Annotated in this window: 16 protein-coding genes; 6 read left to right on the top strand and 10 right to left on the bottom strand. The window is 70.7% G+C overall.

Annotation, left to right across the window (positions count from 1 at the left end; translation table 11 throughout):
* The first annotated feature begins 7 nt into the window (after positions 1 to 7).
* A complete protein-coding gene (locus ACAM52_RS33345; protein WP_062482582.1) occupies positions 8 to 676 on the top strand; it encodes a GntR family transcriptional regulator in 669 nt (222 codons plus the stop codon).
* Between the two features lie 79 nt (positions 677 to 755).
* Positions 756 to 1,682, top strand: a complete 927-nt coding sequence (locus ACAM52_RS33340) for a fatty acid desaturase family protein (protein ID WP_369645677.1) — start codon at positions 756 to 758, stop codon at positions 1,680 to 1,682.
* Positions 1,683 to 1,686: 4 nt separating this feature from the next.
* Here the strand turns inward: ACAM52_RS33340 and ACAM52_RS33335 are convergent, their stop codons facing one another.
* The gene (locus ACAM52_RS33335) at positions 1,687 to 2,583 is read right to left on the bottom strand and encodes an EamA family transporter (RefSeq protein WP_369645676.1); all 897 of its coding nucleotides are present in this window, start codon (positions 2,581 to 2,583) and stop codon (positions 1,687 to 1,689) included.
* Positions 2,584 to 2,672: 89 nt separating this feature from the next.
* On the opposite strand from ACAM52_RS33335, the gene ACAM52_RS33330 reads away from it, so the two are divergent.
* A complete protein-coding gene (locus ACAM52_RS33330) occupies positions 2,673 to 3,560 on the top strand; it encodes a LysR family transcriptional regulator (RefSeq protein WP_369645675.1) in 888 nt (295 codons plus the stop codon).
* A 12-nt stretch (positions 3,561 to 3,572) separates the two neighbouring features.
* Here the strand turns inward: ACAM52_RS33330 and ACAM52_RS33325 are convergent, their stop codons facing one another.
* The 5 genes from ACAM52_RS33325 to ACAM52_RS33305 form a co-directional block, all read right to left on the bottom strand.
* On the bottom strand, positions 3,573 to 3,896 hold the full coding sequence (locus tag ACAM52_RS33325; protein WP_095747332.1) for a hypothetical protein: 324 nt from the start codon (positions 3,894 to 3,896) through the stop codon (positions 3,573 to 3,575).
* A gap of 91 nt (positions 3,897 to 3,987) precedes the next feature.
* Positions 3,988 to 4,158 carry a hypothetical protein gene (locus ACAM52_RS33320; protein ID WP_167395080.1) on the bottom strand — a complete coding sequence of 57 codons (171 nt, stop codon included), beginning with the start codon at positions 4,156 to 4,158 and terminating at the stop codon, positions 3,988 to 3,990.
* A 94-nt stretch (positions 4,159 to 4,252) separates the two neighbouring features.
* Positions 4,253 to 5,695: an ATP-dependent RNA helicase DbpA gene (gene dbpA / locus ACAM52_RS33315; RefSeq protein WP_070063311.1), complete on the bottom strand. Its 1,443-nt coding sequence runs from the start codon at positions 5,693 to 5,695 to the stop codon at positions 4,253 to 4,255.
* Between the two features lie 124 nt (positions 5,696 to 5,819).
* Entirely contained in the window at positions 5,820 to 6,089 is a 270-nt protein-coding gene (infA, locus tag ACAM52_RS33310; protein ID WP_062482563.1) for a translation initiation factor IF-1, read from the bottom strand.
* 553 nt (positions 6,090 to 6,642) lie between these two features.
* Positions 6,643 to 7,905 (bottom strand): MFS transporter, encoded by a 1,263-nt coding sequence (locus ACAM52_RS33305; RefSeq protein WP_369645674.1) that lies wholly within the window; start codon positions 7,903 to 7,905, stop codon positions 6,643 to 6,645.
* Positions 7,906 to 7,992: 87 nt separating this feature from the next.
* On the opposite strand from ACAM52_RS33305, the gene ACAM52_RS33300 reads away from it, so the two are divergent.
* Positions 7,993 to 9,459 (top strand): PLP-dependent aminotransferase family protein, encoded by a 1,467-nt coding sequence (locus ACAM52_RS33300; RefSeq protein ID WP_369645673.1) that lies wholly within the window; start codon positions 7,993 to 7,995, stop codon positions 9,457 to 9,459.
* Positions 9,460 to 9,470: 11 nt separating this feature from the next.
* Here the strand turns inward: ACAM52_RS33300 and ACAM52_RS33295 are convergent, their stop codons facing one another.
* Positions 9,471 to 9,947: an Lrp/AsnC family transcriptional regulator gene (locus ACAM52_RS33295; protein ID WP_159274176.1), complete on the bottom strand. Its 477-nt coding sequence runs from the start codon at positions 9,945 to 9,947 to the stop codon at positions 9,471 to 9,473.
* Between the two features lie 120 nt (positions 9,948 to 10,067).
* Here ACAM52_RS33295 and ACAM52_RS33290 point away from each other — a divergent pair, with 120 nt between their 5' ends.
* Positions 10,068 to 11,366, top strand: a complete 1,299-nt coding sequence (locus tag ACAM52_RS33290; protein ID WP_369645672.1) for an aspartate aminotransferase family protein — start codon at positions 10,068 to 10,070, stop codon at positions 11,364 to 11,366.
* Here the strand turns inward: ACAM52_RS33290 and ACAM52_RS33285 are convergent.
* A complete protein-coding gene (locus ACAM52_RS33285; RefSeq protein WP_369645671.1) occupies positions 11,363 to 12,418 on the bottom strand; it encodes a sugar phosphate isomerase/epimerase family protein in 1,056 nt (351 codons plus the stop codon). The genes ACAM52_RS33290 and ACAM52_RS33285 overlap by 4 nt on opposite strands.
* 105 nt (positions 12,419 to 12,523) lie before the next feature.
* On the opposite strand from ACAM52_RS33285, the gene ACAM52_RS33280 reads away from it, so the two are divergent.
* Positions 12,524 to 13,411 (top strand): gamma-glutamyl-gamma-aminobutyrate hydrolase family protein, encoded by an 888-nt coding sequence (locus ACAM52_RS33280; protein WP_062480404.1) that lies wholly within the window; start codon positions 12,524 to 12,526, stop codon positions 13,409 to 13,411.
* 166 nt (positions 13,412 to 13,577) lie between these two features.
* On the opposite strand, the gene ACAM52_RS33275 is transcribed toward ACAM52_RS33280, so the two are convergent.
* Together ACAM52_RS33275 and ACAM52_RS33270 are read right to left on the bottom strand one after the other, a co-directional pair.
* Positions 13,578 to 15,092: a class I adenylate-forming enzyme family protein gene (locus ACAM52_RS33275; protein ID WP_369645670.1), complete on the bottom strand. Its 1,515-nt coding sequence runs from the start codon at positions 15,090 to 15,092 to the stop codon at positions 13,578 to 13,580.
* Between the two features lie 19 nt (positions 15,093 to 15,111).
* The gene (locus ACAM52_RS33270; RefSeq protein WP_369645669.1) at positions 15,112 to 16,752 is read right to left on the bottom strand and encodes an acyl-CoA dehydrogenase family protein; all 1,641 of its coding nucleotides are present in this window, start codon (positions 16,750 to 16,752) and stop codon (positions 15,112 to 15,114) included.
* Positions 16,753 to 16,774 lie beyond the last annotated feature (22 nt).

Below are 16,774 nucleotides of genomic sequence, written 5' to 3'. Positions count from 1 at the left end.
CCCCACCATGGCCGCCCCGAAGACCGCTCCCCGACCCCCGCCCAAGCGCCGCGCGGCCGACCTGGCCTACGACGCCATCGAGGCGCTGCTGTCCACCATGCAGCTGGAGCCCGGCAGCCAGATCGTCGAGGCCGAGCTGGCCGAGCGCACGGGCCTGGGCCGCACGCCGGTGCGCGAGGCGCTGATGCGCATGGTGTCGATCGGCCTCATCGTGCAGCAGCCACGCCGCGGCCTGCTGGTGTCGACCATCGACCTGGCCGACCACCTGGACGTGATCCAGACCCGCCGCGTGCTCGAACAGCTGATTGCGGCCTGCGCCGCGCGCCGCGCCACCGCGCCGCAGCGCCAGGCCATCGTGCGCTGCGCCGAGGCCATGGTCGAGGCCGCGGGCCGCGGCGACCTGAACGACTACATGCAGGCCGACCGCGCGCTCGACCTCGTCACCCACCAGGCGAGCCACAACGACTCGGCGGTGAAGGCGGTGGTGCCGCTGATCGTGCAGTGCCGGCGCTTCTGGTACGCCTACCAGCACGAGGGCGAGATCGTCGAAGGCGCCAACGCGCACCTCGAACTGGCGCAGGGCATCGCCACCGGCGACGAGGCTGCGGCCATCGCGGGCGCCGAGCGGCTCATGGACTACCTCGAAGTCTTCGCCCGGAAAATCATCGACAAGTAGGCCGAAGGGCCTCGCTCCCAGGCGCCCACACCGGGGAACTACGCGTGATCTGCCGGCGCCTTCGCCGCATACTGGCCCGATGGCCGCTGCACCCCGCGCTCGACCCGACGACTTCTTCACCCCCGACGAGTGGCAATCGCTCACCGCGCGCTCGTCCTGGCGGGGCCTGTGGCTGGTGGTGCACTGCTGGGGCGTGATCGGTGCCGCGATGCTCGTGGGCATCGTGTGGCCGTGGACCATTCCGCTCATGGTGCCGATCGTCGGCACGCGCCAGCTGGGCCTGTTCATCCTCATGCACGACGCCGCGCACGCGGGGCTGCACCGCAATCGCAAGGTCAACGACTGGGTCGGCTACTGGTTGTGCTCGCCCACGCTGCGCGACTACCGGCCTTATCACCTGCAGCACCACCGCTTCGTGCAGCAGACCGAAGACCCGGACCTCGTGCTGTCGGCGCCCTTCCCGATCTCGCGCGACTCGATGTGGCGCAAGGTCGTGCGCGACCTGAGCGGCCAGACCTTCTACAAGCAGCGCTTCGGCCACATCGCCGACGCCCTGTGCCAGCGCGCGCCGGGCGAGTCGGCGTTGCGCGTGTTCGGGCGCGAGCTGGCGAAGGACAGGCGCTTTCTCATCGGCAACGGCCTGGGCCTTCTGGCCTTCACGCTGGCCGGTGTCTGGTGGGCCTGGGTGCTGATGTGGCTGCTGCCGATGGCGACCTGGCTGCCGCTCGTGAGCCGCGTGCGCAACATCGCCGAGCATGCGCTGGTGGCGCAGAACGAGGTCGACCCGCTGCGCCAGGCGCGCACCACGCACGCCGGCTGGCTCGAACGCATCTTCGTGGCGCCCTACTGGGTCAACTACCACTGCGAGCACCACATGTTCACCAACCTGCCCTGTTGGGCGCTGCCGAAGGCGCACCGCCTGCTGCAGCGCCAGGGCGCGACGGCGCGCATGGAAGTGCAGCCCGGCTACCTGCAACTGCTGCGCCGCGCCGCCCCGGTGGGCTGAAACCTCAGCGACTCGGTGCGGGCTGCACCGCCGGCACCGGCTGCGCACCGCGCTGCGCCTGCTGGCTCAGCCAGATGCTCGCGATCACGATGCCGATGCCCGCCATCTGCCAGCCCGAGAGGCTCTGGCCCAGCAAGGCCCAGCCCAGGATCACGGCCGTCACCGGGCTTAGGAAGGCCAGCGGCGCGATCGCCGAGGGCTCCAGCCGGGCCACGCCACGGAACCACACGATGTAGGTGAGCGCGGCGCCGATCAGGCCGAGCCAGGCGAAGCCGACCCAGTTCATCGCCGTGAGCGCCGGCAGCGGCGGTTCCAGCCACAGCGCCACCGGCAGCAGCAGCAGGCCGCCGGCCGTCAGCTGCCAGGCGGTGAAGGTCAGCGCCGACACCGGCGGCTGCCAGCGGCGGCTGAGCACCGTGCCGAAGGCCATCGACACCGCCGCCGTGAGCGCTGCGGCGATGCCCAGCGCGTCGAGCGCGGCGTTCGGCGTGAGCACCAGCAGCGCCACCCCGCCCATGCCGATGACGGCCGCCGCCACCGACAGCGCGCGCACCGGCGCGCCCAGCAGCAGGCCGGCCAGGAACACCACGAACAGCGGCTGCACCGAAGTGATGGTGGCCGCCACGCCGCCCGGCAGCCGGTAGGCGGCCAGGAACAGCATCGCCCACAGCACCGAGAAGTTCAGCGCGCCCAGCAGGAAGATGCGCCCCCACCACGCCCGGGGCGGGAGCTGGCGCACGATGAGCATCAGCAGCAGGCCCGCCGGCAGCGCGCGCAGCAGCGCCACCGTCAGCGGGTAGTTCGCCGGCAGCAGCTCGGTGGTCACGATGTAGGTGCTGCCCCAGACCGCAGGCGCGATCGCGGTGAGCAGGACGTCGGTGGTGCGGTTGTTGGAGGTCATGGCTCGAATCTAGGCCGTTGACCTGTGGTTGTGAATGCTCGAATAATGAATTGGTTCTTTACTGACAGTCGTCAATCGAGCGCCGGCCCATGGACCATCTCACCGCCCTCAAGGTCTTTCGCACCACCGCCGCGGCGGGCAGCTTCGCCGGCGCCGCGCGGCAGCTGGGGCTGTCGGCCGCGGCCGTCAGCAAGAACATCGCCGAGCTGGAGGCGCACCTGAAGGTGCGGCTGATCAACCGCACCACGCGCAGCATGAGCCTCACCGAGGCCGGCGCGGCCTACGTGGAGCGGCTCGCGCGCATCCTCGACGACCTGGACGAGGCCGACGCCGCGCTGGCGCCCGTGGGGGCGAGCCCGGGCGGCGTGCTGCGCGTGAGCGCGCCGCTGACCTTTGCGCTGACCTGCATCTCGCCGCACATCCCCGCCTTCATGGACCGCCACCCCAACCTGCGGCTCGAGCTGAACCTGCAGGACACCCGCATCGACCTGATCGGCGAGGGCTACGACCTCGCGATCCGCGGCAGCGACCGGCTGGAAGACTCGAGCCTGGTCGCGCGCGAGCTCATGACCATGACCCACGTGCTGTGCGGCGCGCCCGGCTACTTCGCAGCCCACGGCCGGCCCGCCGCGCCCGAAGACCTGAAGGCCCACGAGTGCGTGCAGTTCACCCTGTCGGGCCACGCGAACAAATGGACCTTCCGCCGCGCCGGGCGCAGCGTGGCGGTGCCGATCGACGGGCGCTACAAGGTCAGCTCCAGCATCGCCGTGCGCGACGCCATGCTCGCGGGCTTCGGCCTGAGCTTGGTGCCGCGCATCTATGTCGAACCGGAGCTGGCAGCGGGCCGGCTCGAAGCCGTGCTCGCCGACTGGGAGGCCGACCGCACGCCGGTGTACGCCGTGTACCCGTCGCGTCACCTGGCGGCGAAGACGCGCGCCTTTGTCGACTTCCTGCTGGAGCGGTTCGCGGCGCGGTGAGCTGCGCGCAGGCTAGTCGCCCGCCGGCTCGGCGATCTCGGGCGCTTCCCACCCCAGCAGCTCGGCCAGCCGCTGCACGATCCAGCCGGCCTCGGGCACCGACACGCCCGATTCGGGCGTGGCCAGCCCCGCGTGGATGCGCCGCAGGATCTCGCTTTCGACCGGCACCTCGGTGTGGTGCTGGATCTGCGCATGGCCCACGAGGTGGCCGGCGAGGTCTTCGCAGATCTCGTAGCGCGCGCGCACCACGTCGATCGGCTCGCGCAGGCGCTGGCGCGCGTCGCTGTAGACCGCGAAGAACGAGGGCGGGATGTAGATCTGGTTGTCGTCGGACATGGCGGCGCGTGATGCAGGGCAGGCCCCAATGACAAAACGCGCCCGGGGGCGCGTTCGTCGTGGCTCCGAAGAAAGAGCCGCGGGGGCTGGATCAGCCGCCCTTGCTCGGGCGCTTGCCCGGGTTCTTCTTGCTGCGCGTGGCGGTGCCGCGCTCGAGGCTGATCTTCTGGCCGCCACCGTTGCGCGGCACGGTGTAGCCGGGCATGGGCGTCGGCTTCGGGCTGGCAAGACGGTCGGCTTCGGTACGGATTTTCTTGGGCATGGAAAGCTCGGATAAAAAAGATGTTCGACCCCCGATTAGGCCACATCGGCAGATTTCGTCTGCCAAGCGCCCAAACAAGAGCATGGGAGGGATGTCAGGTGGACTGCGGTGTCAGCAGGCGCACCTTGACGCTCTTGCCCTTCACGCGGCCGTTGCCGAGCTTGCGGGCGGCTTCTTCGGCAATGCCGCGGTCCACCGCGACATAGGTCGAAAACTCGTTGACGTTGATCTTGCCGACCTGGTCCTTGGTGTAGCCGCAGTCGCCGGTCAGCGCGCCCAGCACGTCGCCGGCGCGGATCTTTTCCTTGCGCCCGCCCACGATCTGCAGCGTGGCCATGGGCGGCGTGAGCGGTGCGCCCTTGGCGGGCGTGAGCTCGGCCAATGGGTGCCATTCGGACTCGCGGCCCTGCAGCAGCTCGATCTTCCCGACGAAGCCCATCTCGTTCATGCTGGCCAGGTTCAGCGCCAGGCCTTCCGAGCCGCCCTGCTGGCCCACGCGGCCGGTGCGGCCCACGCGGTGGATGTGGATTTCGGAGTCGGGCGTCACGTCGACGTTGATCACGGCTTCGAGCTGCGCGATGTCCAGGCCGCGCGCCGCCACGTCGGTGGCCACCAGCACCGAGCAGCTGCGGTTGGCGAACTGCACCAGCACCTGGTCGCGCTCGCGCTGCTCCAGCTCGCCGAACAGCGCCATCGCGCTGAAGCCCTGTGCCTGCAGCACGTCGACGAGGTCGCGGCACTGCTGCTTGGTGTTGCAGAAGGCCAGCGTGCTCACGGGACGGAAATGGTCCAGCAGCAGGCTCACGGCGTGCAGCCGCTCGCTGTCCTTCACCTGGTACCAGCGCTGGCGGATCTTGCTGCCTTCATGCTGGGCCTGCACCGTGATCTGCTCGGGGTTCTTCATGAACTGCTGCGCGAGCTTGGCGATGCCTTCGGGGTAGGTGGCCGAGAACAGCAGTGTCTGGCGTTCCTTGGGGCACTGGCGCGCCACCTTCACGATGTCGTCGAAGAAGCCCATGTCGAGCATGCGGTCGGCCTCGTCGAGCACCAGCGTGTTGAGCGCCGAGAGGTCGAGGTTCTCGCGCTCCAGGTGGTCCATGATGCGGCCCGGCGTGCCCACCACGATGTGCGCGCCGTGCTCCAGGCTGGCGATCTGCCCGCGCAGCGCGACGCCGCCGCACAGCGTGACGACCTTGATGTTTTCTTCGGCGCGCGCCAGGCGGCGGATCTCGGTCGTGACCTGGTCGGCCAGCTCGCGCGTGGGGCACAGCACCATCGCCTGGATGGCGAAGCGGCGCGGGTTCAGGTTGGACAGCAGCGCCAGCGCGAAGGCGGCGGTCTTGCCGCTGCCGGTCTTGGCCTGGGCGATCAGGTCCTTGCCCAGCAGGGCGGGCGGCAGCGCGGCGGCCTGGATGGCCGTCATCTGCGTGTAGCCGAGCTGGGTGAGGTTGGCCAGCATCTGGGGCGACAGCGCCAGCGTGGCAAAGCCGTGGGGTTCGGCCTGGAGGCCGCCGGCTGGGGAGGTGGTGGAGTTCATCGTTCGGCAGCCGGAGACAGACAGACAGGAAAACGCAAGAGGGAAAAAGTGACGGCCCGGAAAAGACAAAGGCCTTGCAGGGCCCCCTCCGGGAGGGCGCTCTGCAAGGCCGGCCGGGCGTCGCTCAGCGGCGGGGCGTGTTGTTGCCCGAGTTGGTCGGCGGGGGGCCGCGGCGTTCCAGGTGACGGAACGTGATGCGGCCCTTGGTCAGGTCGTAGGGCGACAGCTCGAGCGAGACCTTGTCGCCGGCCAGGATGCGGATGTGGTGCTTGCGCATCTTGCCGCCGCTGTAGGCGATCAGCTGGTGGCCGTTGTCGAGCGTGACGCGGTAGCGCGAGTCGGGCAGGACTTCGGTCACTGCGCCGTTCATTTCGATCAGTTCTTCCTTGGGCATGTGTGATTACCTCTGAATCGTTCGATGTGTGTTGGAGATGAAGATGGGCGTGTTGGTTTCAGTCGGCCGGCGGGTCAGCCGGCGTCCAGGAATCTGTCGTTGCGGTGCGGGAAGCAGAAACCTGCCCACCGCGATGCTGTTGCGAAAGTGTCCATGAAGCCTGGGGCGCTGCGTGCCGGTGCGGGGCGCGCAATGCCGAAAAATTAGTGAGAACGGACGCGCCGCACGCGCGATTCGCTTCAACAGGAACGAAGGCAGTGGTGGCATTCATGGGCGCCCGGTCTGGCGCTCCAACACACTGTGAAAGCCGGCGTGGCCCGAGGGCTGGAAACGAGAAGCCTGATGAATCCTGGATCCCGGATTCAGATGGCAACGCAGATCGGCCGGCGGGGGTGACGAAATTCTTCGTCGTGGTATCGAAACGAACCCGACATTATAGCTTGCAGGGCATGACAGTTGCTTGTCTTAAAAACAACGCCCGCATGAAAAAGGCCCCGAAGGGCCATCCATCCTGCAAAGGTAGCTATTGAAAATATAGCAACCGCCCGTGGACTCAGGCGCAGGCCGGCGCCGTCGACGCCGCAGGCGCGGCCGACCGGGCCCGCCGCGCCGCGCGCCACAGCAGCACCAGCCCCGCCAGCTGGGCGGCGGCGCCCACCCAGCCCACCGCGCTCACGCCGAACCACGCGATGGTCGCGCCGCCCAGCCCCGAGCCCGCCGCGATGCCCAGGTAGACCGCCGAGGCGTTGAGCGACAGCGTCATCGGCGCACGATCGGGCGCGAGCCGGATCAGCCGCACCGCCTGCGCCGGCCCGAAGCCCCAGCCGGCGAAGCCCCACAGCGTCGACAGGCCCACGATCAGCGGCAGCGCCAGCCCGCGCGGCAGCATCTGCGCGGCGAACGAGAGCCCGCCCATGATCACCACCAGCGCCAGCGCGAAGCCCCGCGCCATGCGGTCGGCGCCGAAACGGTCGGTGGCCCAGCCGCCGGTCGCGGTGCCCAGCGCGGCGGCCAAGCCGATCGCGAAGAACACCGCGCCCACGCCCTCGGCCCCGAAGCCCAGCGTGTGGCCGAGGAACAGCGCGATGTAGGTGTAGAAGCTGAAGCCGCCCGTGGCCCACAGCACGGTGGCCAGCAGCGCCGGCGCCACGCCGGGCTCGCGCGCCACGGCGAAGGCCGAGGCACGGGGGGCCAGATCGGCCGGGTCCTGGGCCGGGGCCTGCGCCAGCGTGCGCGGCAGCCCCACGCACAGGCCCCAGGTGGCCAGCGCCGCCACCGCGGCGATCAGCAGGTAGGCCGTGCGCCAGCCGCCCCAGCCCGCGATCCAGGCGCCCAGCGGCACGCCGAGCGCCACCGCCACGGTGCCGCCGCCGGTCACGATGGCCAGCGCCCGGCCGCGCAGCGCGGGGGACACCATTGCCGCCGCCACCGCGCTGGCCGTCGGCAGGAACACGCCCGCCACCAGCCCGAGCGCGATGCGCGCCAGGGCCAGCTGCGCGATGCCGTGCGCCATCGAAGCCGCCGCCGTGAGGCCCGCGAACGTCGCCAGGCTGGCGATGAGCAGCGGGCGGCGCCCGAAGCGCGCGAGCAGCGCGGCCATCAGCGGCGAGCCGATCGCATAGCTCAGCGCGAACAGCAGCACCAGCTGGCCGGCCCGCGCGGCGCTGACCTGCAGGTCGGCCGCCAGCACCGGCAGCAGGCCGGCGACCATGAAGCTTTCGGTGCCGATGGCGAAGGCGCCCAGCGCGAGCCAGGCCAGGCCCAGGGGCAGGCGTTCGGCGGGCGGTTGCGGTGAGGTTTCAGGAGCGGTGTGCATGGTGAAGGACTCCATGGGTGGGTGTTCCAAGGCCTCCAGAATAGGATTGCATGCGGCTCTTCAAAAGAACCACAATCGGCAAAGATCATGGAGCCACTTTTCGAGCTTGCCCTGCGCCTGCCAACCGCCGGTTCGCGCGACCTGCTGCGCGCGCTGCACCGCCAGCTGCGCGACGCCATCCTCGACGGCCGGCTGCAGCCCGGCGCCCGCCTGCCCGCCACGCGCGCGCTGGCGCAGCGGCTGGGCGTGTCGCGCAACACCATGCTGGCGGCCTACGACCTGCTGCTGAGCGAGGGCTACCTGCTGGCGCGCCCGGGCTCCGGCACCTACGTGGCCGACACGCTGCCCGCGTTGCGGCGCGGCCGGGCCGCGCCCAAGGAGGCGGGCGCCGCGCCCCGGCGCGATCCGCGGCTGGTGCCGCTGAACGTGCCCGGCGCCGACCTCGCCCCCACGCTGCAGCCGCGGGCCGCGCGCGACGACTTCCGCGTCGGCCTGCCCGATGTCGGCGCCTTTCCGTTCGACATCTGGCGCCGCCTGTCCGACCGCGCGCTGCGCCGCGTGGCGCGCCAGACCGCCGACTACGCCGACCCGCAGGGCCAGAGCGCCCTGCGCGAGGCCATTGCGGCGCACGTGTCGTTCACGCGCGCGGTCGGCTGCACGGCCGACGACATCGTGGTCACGGCCGGCGCGCAGCAGGCCTTCGGGCTGCTCGCGCGCATCCTGGTGGTGCCGGGGCGCACGGTGGTGGCGGTCGAGCAGCTGTTCTATCCCTCGCTGCGCGAGGCCATGCTGGCCGCCGGCGCGAAGGTGGTCACGGTGCCGACCGACAACGAAGGCCTGTGCGTGGACCGCATCCCGCCCGAGGCGCGCGTGGTCTGCGTCACGCCCTCGCACCAGTTCCCCACCGGCGTGGCGATGTCGCCGCCGCGCCGGGCCGCCCTGCTGGCCTTTGCGCGGGCGCGCAACGCCGTGCTCATCGAGGATGACTACGACAGCGAGTTCCGCTTTGCCGGCCGTCCGCTCGATGCGCTGCAGACGCTCGACCGCGCCGGCTCGGTGTTCTACGTCGGCACCTTCTCGAAGAGCCTGTTCCCCGCCCTGCGCCTGGGCTTCGTGGTGGCGCCGCCCTGGGCCCGCGCGGCGCTGGTGCGGGCGCGCGAGCTGGCCGACTGGCACGGCCCGGTGCTCGGGCAGGAGGCACTCGCGGCCTTCATTGCCGAAGGGCATCTGGCGCGCCACATCCGCCGCATGCGCAAGCTCTACGGCGCACGCCGCAGCGCCCTGCTCGACGCACTGGCGCGCCACGGCGCGGGCCGGCTCGAGGCGATTCCGTCCGACGCCGGCCTGCACCTGTCGGCTTGGCTGCACGGCGGCGCGCGCGACCATGTGGTGGTCGAGCGCGCCGCGGCGGCCGGCATCACCTTGCCGCCGCTGTCGCGCTTCGCGCTCGACCCGGAGGCACCTGACGCGCCCAACGGCCTGGCCTTCGGCTTCGGCCTGATCGCCGAGTCGCAGATCGACGGTGCCATCCGGCGGCTGGTGCGCCTGCTGTAGCGGCGGCGCCCTCAGGCGCTGTCCAGCGGCAACCGCGTCGTGAACTTGGTGGTCGACAGCACGATGTCGCTCGAGTAGTTCTCCAGCTCCAGCGCGTCGCCCAGCTGCTCCTGCGCGAAGGCCTGGTAGTCGGGCAGCGAGCGCGCGCAGATCACGAGCACGAAGTCGGTCTCGCCGGCCACGCAGTGGCACTGCAGCACCTGCGGCAGCGCATGCACCTTGCGCTCGAAGGCCCCGATCGCCTCGCGCGTGGTGCTGCGCAGCGACACGCGCGAGATCACCAGCACCGGAAAGCCCACGCGCGCGGCATCGAGGATCGCCACCTCTTCGCGGATCACGCCCGCGCGCCGCAGCCGCTGCACGCGCTTGAGGCAGGCCGAAGGCGAGAGGTTCACGCGCTCGGCCAGCGTCTGGTTCTGCAGGCCCGCGTCGGCCTGCAGTTCGGCCAGGATGCACTGGTCGATGCGATCGAGGGTGCCGGTTTTCATGGTGCCGCCAGTGTGGCGCAAGGTGCGCGCAATCGGCTTCGTTTTCGGGCCCGCACAACGACACCGGATTTCGCGGCCGATGGCTACGCTGGGGCTCCCCCGACGAACAAGGAGCATCCGATGGCCGAAGGCGCAACCTACGACCCCGTGGTCAGCAAGCACCTCGTGCGCTACGGCATGGGGCTGAGCCCGCATGTCATCGTCAAGGCGCGCGGCGCCACGCTGTGGGATGCGCACGGGCGCGAGATCCTCGACTTCACCTCGGGCCAGATGTGCGCCACCATCGGCCACAACCACCCGCGCATCGTCGCGGCGATCGAAAAGGCCTGCGAGGGCGCGCTGCACCTGTACAGCGGCTTCGTCGGGCCGGCCGTGCCGGCGCTGGCCGGGCGGCTGGCGGCGATGCTGCCGCCGTCGCTGTCGAAATCGCTGTTCCTGTCCACCGGCGGCGAGGCCAACGAAGCCGCCGCGCGCATGGCCCGCGTGACCACCGGCCGCTACGAGATCGTGGGCCTGAACGGCGGCTGGCACGGCGTGAACGGCGGCATGGCCGCGCTCACCTTCGCGGGCCGGCACCACGTCGACTACGGGCCGCGCAAGCCCGGCACCATGTCGATCCCCGCGCCGAACTGCTACCGCTGCCCCATTCGCCATTGCCGCGATGCCTGCGACACCACCTGCCTCGATGTCGGCTTCGACATGGTCGACGCGCAGTCCAGCGGCTCGCTCGCGGCCTTCATCGCCGAGCCAGTGCTGAGTTCGGGCGGCGTGATCGTGCCGCCCGCCGGCTACTTCCCGAAGCTGCAGGCCAAGTGCCGCGAGCGCGGCATGCTGCTGATCCTGGACGAGGCGCAGACCGCCTTCGGCCGCCTGGGCAGCAACTTCGCGTTCGAGCAGGCGGGCGTGGTGCCCGACTTCCTTACCGTGTCGAAGACGCTGGGCGGCGGCCTGGCGATCGGTGCCACGGTCACCAGCGAGGCGATCGAGCAGGACTGCCACGAGAAGGGCTTCGTGCACGTCACCTCGCACGTGTCCGACCCGCTGCCGGCCGAGGTCGGGTTGGCGGTGCTCGACGTGCTCGAGGAAGAAGGGCTCAACCAGCGCGCCGCCGCCATGGGCGAGCGGCTGAGCCGGGGCTTGGCCACGCTGAAGGCGCGGCACGAGGTGATCGGCGACGTGCGCGGCCACGGCCTGCTGCAGGGCGTGGAACTGGTGAAAGACCGCGAGACCCGCGAACCCGACGCCGAGCGCGGCCGCGCCATCACCGACGCCTGCATGGCGCGCGGCCTGAGCATGAACATCGTGGCCGTCGGCGGCATGGCGGCCGTGTGGCGCATCGCGCCGCCGCTGAATGTGAAGCCGGAGGAAATCGACCGCGGCCTCGAAATACTCGACGACGCGATCCGCTCGACGAGTTAGCCGATTCCCAACATCCGCCGGTTGGCCGCCACGTCCGCCCCGCCGGCCGCGAAGTCGTCGAAGGCGCGGTCGGCCACGCGGATGATGTGGTCGCGGATGAAGGTGGCGCCTTCGCGCGCGCCGTCTTCCGGGTGCTTGATGCAGCACTCCCATTCGAGCACCGCCCAGCCCGGGAAGTCGTACTGCGCCATCTTCGAGAAGATGGCCTTGAAGTCAACCTGCCCGTCGCCCAGCGAGCGGAAGCGCCCGGCGCGGTTGATCCAGCTCTGGAAGCCGCCGTACACGCCCTGCTTGCCGGTCGGGTTGAACTCGGCGTCCTTCACGTGGAAGAGCTTGATGCGCTCGTGGTAGTGGTCGATGTAGGCCAGGTAGTCGAGCTGCTGCAGCACGAAGTGGCTCGGGTCGTACAGCAGGCAGGCGCGCGGGTGGTTGTTCACGCGCTCCAGAAACATCTCGTAGCTCACGCCGTCGTGCAGGTCTTCGCCGGGGTGGATCTCGTAGCCCACGTCGACGCCCACGGCGTCGAAGGCATCGAGGATCGGGCGCCAGCGGCGCGCCAGTTCGTCGAAGGCTTCCTCGATGAGGCCGGCCGGGCGCGGCGGCCACGAATACAGGTACGGCCAGGCCAGCGCGCCCGAGAAGGTCGCGTGCGCCGCGAGCCCGAGGTTGGCCGAGGCCTTGGCCGCGTGGTGCAGCTGCTGCACCGCCCACTGCTGGCGCGCCACGGGGTTGCCGCGCACCTCGGGCGCCGCAAAGCCGTCGAAGCCCGCGTCGTAGGCCGGGTGCACCGCGACCAGCTGACCCTGCAGGTGGGTCGAGAGCTCGGTGATCTCCAGGCCGTGGCCGGCCAACGTGCCCTTGATCTCGTCGCAGTAGGTCTTGCTCTCGGCGGCGCGCTTGAGGTCGATGAGGCGCGTGTCCCAGCTGGGGATCTGCACGCCCTTGTAGCCGAGGCCCGCGGCCCATCCGGCGATGGCGTCGAGCGAGTGGAACGGGGCCGTGTCGCCCGCGAACTGGGCCAGGAAAATGCCCGGCCCCTTGATCGTCTTCATGCGTGTCTCCTGATGCGCCGCACAGCATACTTCGGGGGTTCGGCTGACACACGACCGAAGTTCGATGGGCGCACAATGAACTTTGTCCACAGGGAACCCATCGACATGTCTCAGCCTGTCGCCGCCCGGCTCAAGATCGGCTTGTCCGCCTGCTTCTCGCACGCCGACCCGGCCCGCTCGCTTTTCACGAACAAGACGCTGCAGTACGTCGAACAATCGATCGCCCACTGGCTCATGTCGGCCGGCGCGATGGTGGTGATGGTGCCCTGCCCCACGGGCGAGACGGCGCGCGGCGACACCAAGCTGTCGCACTACGCCGAGTGGCTCGACGGCGTGGTGATGCACGGCGGCGCCGATGTCTGGCCCGGCAGCTACGGCGAGGAGCCCCTGAAAGACGCGTGGATCGGCGACCAGATCCGCGACCTGTACGACCTTGCGCTGGTCGAGGCCTTCGAGCAGGCCGGCAAGCCGATCTTCGGCGTGTGCCGGGGCCTGCAGCTGATCAACGTGGCCTTCGGCGGCACGCTCTACCAGGACATCGAGGAGCAGCACGGCCACCCCGAGACGGTGCGCCACCGCGACCCGGTGACCTACGACCAGAACTTCCACCAGATCGAGATCGTCGAAGGCACGCGCCTGGCGAAGCTGTACCCCGAGGTGCGCACGGCGCGCGTCAACAGCATCCACCACCAGGGCATCAAGGGGCTCGCGCCCGGCTTCGAGATCGAGGCCTGGAGCCTGCCCGACCGCGTGCCCGAGGCCATCCGCCGCCGGCCCGAGAAGGGGCGCGGCTACATCGCGGCGACCCAGTGGCACCCCGAGTTTCACAAGTACGGCAGCACCGAGACCGTGGACGACACGCCGATCCTGCACGACTTCCTGTGGGCCTGCGCCACCGCCCGCGTGGCGCCGCGCACCAGCATGCGCGAGATGCAGGGGCGGATTCGCAACCGGGCGGCGCGGTTGCTGCGGCAGGCGCTGTTGCGGCGCTGACGGCGCTGCGGTTCGGGGCGCGTGCGCAGGCCACCGGGTACTTCCCTCCGCGAATGTCCCCCGGCCTGCGGCCTCCTCCTTGATTTCGCTGCGGGAAGCACCCAGTGTCCTGCGCACGGGAAGCAGCGCTGGTGTGCGGCCGATCAACGACCGCACTGCCCAACGCTCACGCCGCGTCGCGCAACAGGTGCTTCAGCAGCTTGCCCGTCGCCGTGCGCGGCAGGCTCTCGCGCACTTCGAAGATGCGCGGAATCTTGTAGCGCGCCAGCCGGTCTTCGAGAAAACGCACCAGCTCGCGCGCCTCGAGTGCGCGCCCGCCGCGCGCCACCAGCACCGCCGTCACGGTCTCGCCCCACTCGGGGTGCGGGCGGCCGATGACGGCCACGTCCTGCACGTCGGGGTGGGCGCCCAGCGCGTCTTCCACTTCCTTCGAATAGACGTTCTCGCCGCCCGTGATGATCATGTCGCGCAGCCGGTCGACGATGAACAAAAAGCCGTCCTCGTCCACCCGCGCGAGGTCGCCCGTGCGGTACCAGCCTTGCGCGTCGAAGGCCTCGGCGCTCGCCTGCGGGTTGTCGAGGTAGCCCTGCATCACGGCCGGCGAACGCAGGTGGATCTCGCCGACCTCGCCCGCGCCGCAGCGCCGGCCGTCGGGGTGGCGCACCTCGATCGCCACGCCGGGCACGCCCGCACGGCCGATCGAACCGGCCTTGGCGATCGCGTCTTCCGGGTAGAGCACCGTGCCCAGCGGGCCCGACTCGGTCATGCCGTAGACCTGCACGAAGCGGTCGCTGCGGTAGCTGTGGGCCAGCTTGCGCGCCATGTCGGCACCGAGCGGGCCGCCGCCGTAGGCCCACAGCCGCATCGCGCTGAAGTCGTAGCGCTGCACATCGGGCACCACCGACAGCGGCGCCAGGAAGGCGATGGGCGCGCCGAAGGTGAAGGTGATGCGCTCGTCGGCCAGCGTGTCGAGAAAGGCCTTGGGCGCGTACTCGCGCAGCAGCACCACGGTGCCGCCCATCAGCAGCGTGCCCAGCAGCCAGTTGTTGAGCGGCGACGAATGCCACACCGGCATCGCGACCAGCGTGCGCTCGTTGCGCGACAGCGACATGCCCGCCGCCGTGCACACCGCCGCCATGAAGACGTTGCGGTGGCTGTGCAGGCAGCCCTTGGGCTTGCCCGTGGTGCCTGAGGTGTAGAGCACCTGGGCCAGCGTGTCGGTGCCGGGCGCCGGCGCGTCGTCGCCCAGCGGTGCGGCCTGCGCCATCAGCGCGTCGAACATCGGCAGGCCGTCGGCGGCGCTGTCGGTCGCGAGCCAGTCGCAGTGGTGCGCGATGCGCGCGGCGACCTGCGTGGCGAGCGTGCCGTCGGCCACGCACAGGCGCACGCCGGCGTGCGCCAGCACGTAGTCGATCTCCGGCGCCTGCAGCTTGTGGTTGACCGGCACCACGGCCGCGCCGAGGCGCCAGGCGCCGAACATCGCGGCGACGAAGCCGACCGTGTTGAAGCACAGCAGCGCGACCTTGTCGCCGGGGCCCACGCCCTGGTCGCGCAGCACGGTGGCGGCGCGGCGCGAGAGGTCGGCGAACTCGGCGTAGGTCCAGGTGCGGCCTGCGGCGCGCAGGCATTCGTGCGCAGGCTGGGTGCGGGCGTGCTGGTCGAGCAGGGAAACGAAATCCATCCGTGTCGTCTCCGCGTGCTCAGTGCCAGGCCGCGCGCACCAACGCGCCGGGGTCGCTGGTGCCGGCGCTGATGCCGGTCACCGGGCCCCAGTCGGGATCGAAGCGGCTCGACACGAAGGCCGCCGCCGCGAGCGGGCTCGCGTGCTGCAGCATCAGGCCGGCCTGTGCCGCGCGCACCAGCCGCTGCGTGAAGCGGCGCGCCTGACGTTCCAGGTCCTGCGGCGCGAGCTGCACCATCTGGCGCAGGGCCTGCACCTCGGCCTGCAGGCGCGCTTCGCCGGCGGTCACTTCCTGCAGGTGGTCGAGCACGAGGTGCGCGTCGTCGGGGTTGCGCGACACGGCGCGCAGCACGTCCAGGCACATCACGTTGCCCGAGCCCTCCCAGATCGAGTTGACGGGCGCCTCGCGGAACAGGCGGCCCATCGGGCCGTCTTCCACATAGCCGTTGCCGCCGAACACCTCCATCGCCTCGCCGGTGAGCGCCACCGCGCGCTTGCAGTTCCAGAACTTGGCGGCGGGCGTGAGCAGGCGGCGCCAGGCGGTGTCCAGCGGCGCGGGCGAGCCGAAGCGCGAGGCCAGCTCCATCGCCAGCAGCGTGGCGCTTTTGGTTTCCAGCGCCATGTCGGCCAGCAGCTCGGTCATCACCGGCTGGTCGACCAGCGCCTTGCCGAAGGCGAAGCGGTTGCGCGTGTAGTGCAGCGCCTGCGCGAAGCCCTGGCGCATGAAGCCGGCGCTGGCGAGCGCGCAGTCCAGCCGCGTCACGGTGGCCATCTCGATGATGGTCGGGATGCCGCGACCCTCGTCGCCCACGAGCACGCCCCAGGCCTCCTTGAACTCGACCTCGCTGCTGGAGTTGGAGCGGTTGCCGACCTTGTCCTTCAGGCGCTGGATGTGGATCGCGTTCTTGGTTCCGTCGGGCCGCCAGCGCGGCACGAAGAAGCACGAGGAGCCGTGCTCGTCGGTCTTGGCCAGCACCAGGTGACCGTCGCACATCGGCGCCGAGAAGAACCACTTGTGGCCGGTGATGAGGAACTCTTCGCCCCACGGGCCCTGGCCGGCCGGCACGGCGCGCGTGGTGTTGGTGCGCACGTCGCTGCCGCCCTGCTTCTCGGTCATGCCCATGCCGACGGTCATCGAGGTCTTGCCCTCGAGCGGGATGTCGCGCGCATCGTGCACGTTGGAGGCGAGCTTGTCGCGCAGGTCGGCGTACAGCGCGGCGTTGCGGCGCATCACGGGGATGCAGGCCTTGGTCATGGTGGTCGGGCAGGTCGAGCCCGACTCGATCTGGCTGTGCATGTACAGCGAGGCGCCGTAGCCCACCCAGGCCGAGGGCCGCTCGTCGAAGAACGGCAGGTTGGCGATGCCGTTGCGCCGCGCGATCGACATCATGGTGTGCCACGCGGGATGGAACTGCACGCTGTCGATGCGCGTGCCGGTGCGCGAGTGCGTGTGCAGTTCGGGCTCGTGGCGGTTGGCGTCCTCGGCGGCGCGCAGCGTGGCTTCGGCGCCGTACTCGGCGCCCTGGCGCACCAGCTCGTCGTCGCGCCAGGCGGCGCCGCCGCGCCCCACCGCGCCGCGCAGCGCGGGGTCGCTGGTGTAGACGTTGTAGTCCTTGAGCTCGGGGACCTGGTTGTCGGGGTGGATGCCGGGAATGGTCATGGCGTTGTCTCCGTGAAGCGGT

This window comes from Variovorax sp. V118 (assembly GCF_041154445.1).
GTDB classification, from domain to species: Bacteria; Pseudomonadota; Gammaproteobacteria; order Burkholderiales; family Burkholderiaceae_C; genus Variovorax; species Variovorax boronicumulans.
The sequence above is the reverse complement of the archived record's forward strand: the minus strand, read 5'-3'. Positions and strand labels throughout refer to the sequence as shown.

What these genes read in the sequence shown, in the direction of transcription:
- ACAM52_RS33345 (WP_062482582.1), top strand. Translation starts at nt 8, where the DNA reads ATGGCCGCCCCGAAGACCGCTCCCCGACCCCCGCCCAAGCGCCGCGCG.
- ACAM52_RS33340 (WP_369645677.1), top strand. Translation starts at nt 756, where the DNA reads ATGGCCGCTGCACCCCGCGCTCGACCCGACGACTTCTTCACCCCCGAC.
- ACAM52_RS33335 (WP_369645676.1), bottom strand. Translation starts at nt 2,583, where the DNA reads ATGACCTCCAACAACCGCACCACCGACGTCCTGCTCACCGCGATCGCG.
- ACAM52_RS33330 (WP_369645675.1), top strand. Translation starts at nt 2,673, where the DNA reads ATGGACCATCTCACCGCCCTCAAGGTCTTTCGCACCACCGCCGCGGCG.
- ACAM52_RS33325 (WP_095747332.1), bottom strand. Translation starts at nt 3,896, where the DNA reads ATGTCCGACGACAACCAGATCTACATCCCGCCCTCGTTCTTCGCGGTC.
- ACAM52_RS33320 (WP_167395080.1), bottom strand. Translation starts at nt 4,158, where the DNA reads ATGCCCAAGAAAATCCGTACCGAAGCCGACCGTCTTGCCAGCCCGAAG.
- dbpA (WP_070063311.1), bottom strand. Translation starts at nt 5,695, where the DNA reads ATGAACTCCACCACCTCCCCAGCCGGCGGCCTCCAGGCCGAACCCCAC.
- infA (WP_062482563.1), bottom strand. Translation starts at nt 6,089, where the DNA reads ATGCCCAAGGAAGAACTGATCGAAATGAACGGCGCAGTGACCGAAGTC.
- ACAM52_RS33305 (WP_369645674.1), bottom strand. Translation starts at nt 7,905, where the DNA reads ATGCACACCGCTCCTGAAACCTCACCGCAACCGCCCGCCGAACGCCTG.
- ACAM52_RS33300 (WP_369645673.1), top strand. Translation starts at nt 7,993, where the DNA reads ATGGAGCCACTTTTCGAGCTTGCCCTGCGCCTGCCAACCGCCGGTTCG.
- ACAM52_RS33295 (WP_159274176.1), bottom strand. Translation starts at nt 9,947, where the DNA reads ATGAAAACCGGCACCCTCGATCGCATCGACCAGTGCATCCTGGCCGAA.
- ACAM52_RS33290 (WP_369645672.1), top strand. Translation starts at nt 10,068, where the DNA reads ATGGCCGAAGGCGCAACCTACGACCCCGTGGTCAGCAAGCACCTCGTG.
- ACAM52_RS33285 (WP_369645671.1), bottom strand. Translation starts at nt 12,418, where the DNA reads ATGAAGACGATCAAGGGGCCGGGCATTTTCCTGGCCCAGTTCGCGGGC.
- ACAM52_RS33280 (WP_062480404.1), top strand. Translation starts at nt 12,524, where the DNA reads ATGTCTCAGCCTGTCGCCGCCCGGCTCAAGATCGGCTTGTCCGCCTGC.
- ACAM52_RS33275 (WP_369645670.1), bottom strand. Translation starts at nt 15,092, where the DNA reads ATGGATTTCGTTTCCCTGCTCGACCAGCACGCCCGCACCCAGCCTGCG.
- ACAM52_RS33270 (WP_369645669.1), bottom strand. Translation starts at nt 16,752, where the DNA reads ATGACCATTCCCGGCATCCACCCCGACAACCAGGTCCCCGAGCTCAAG.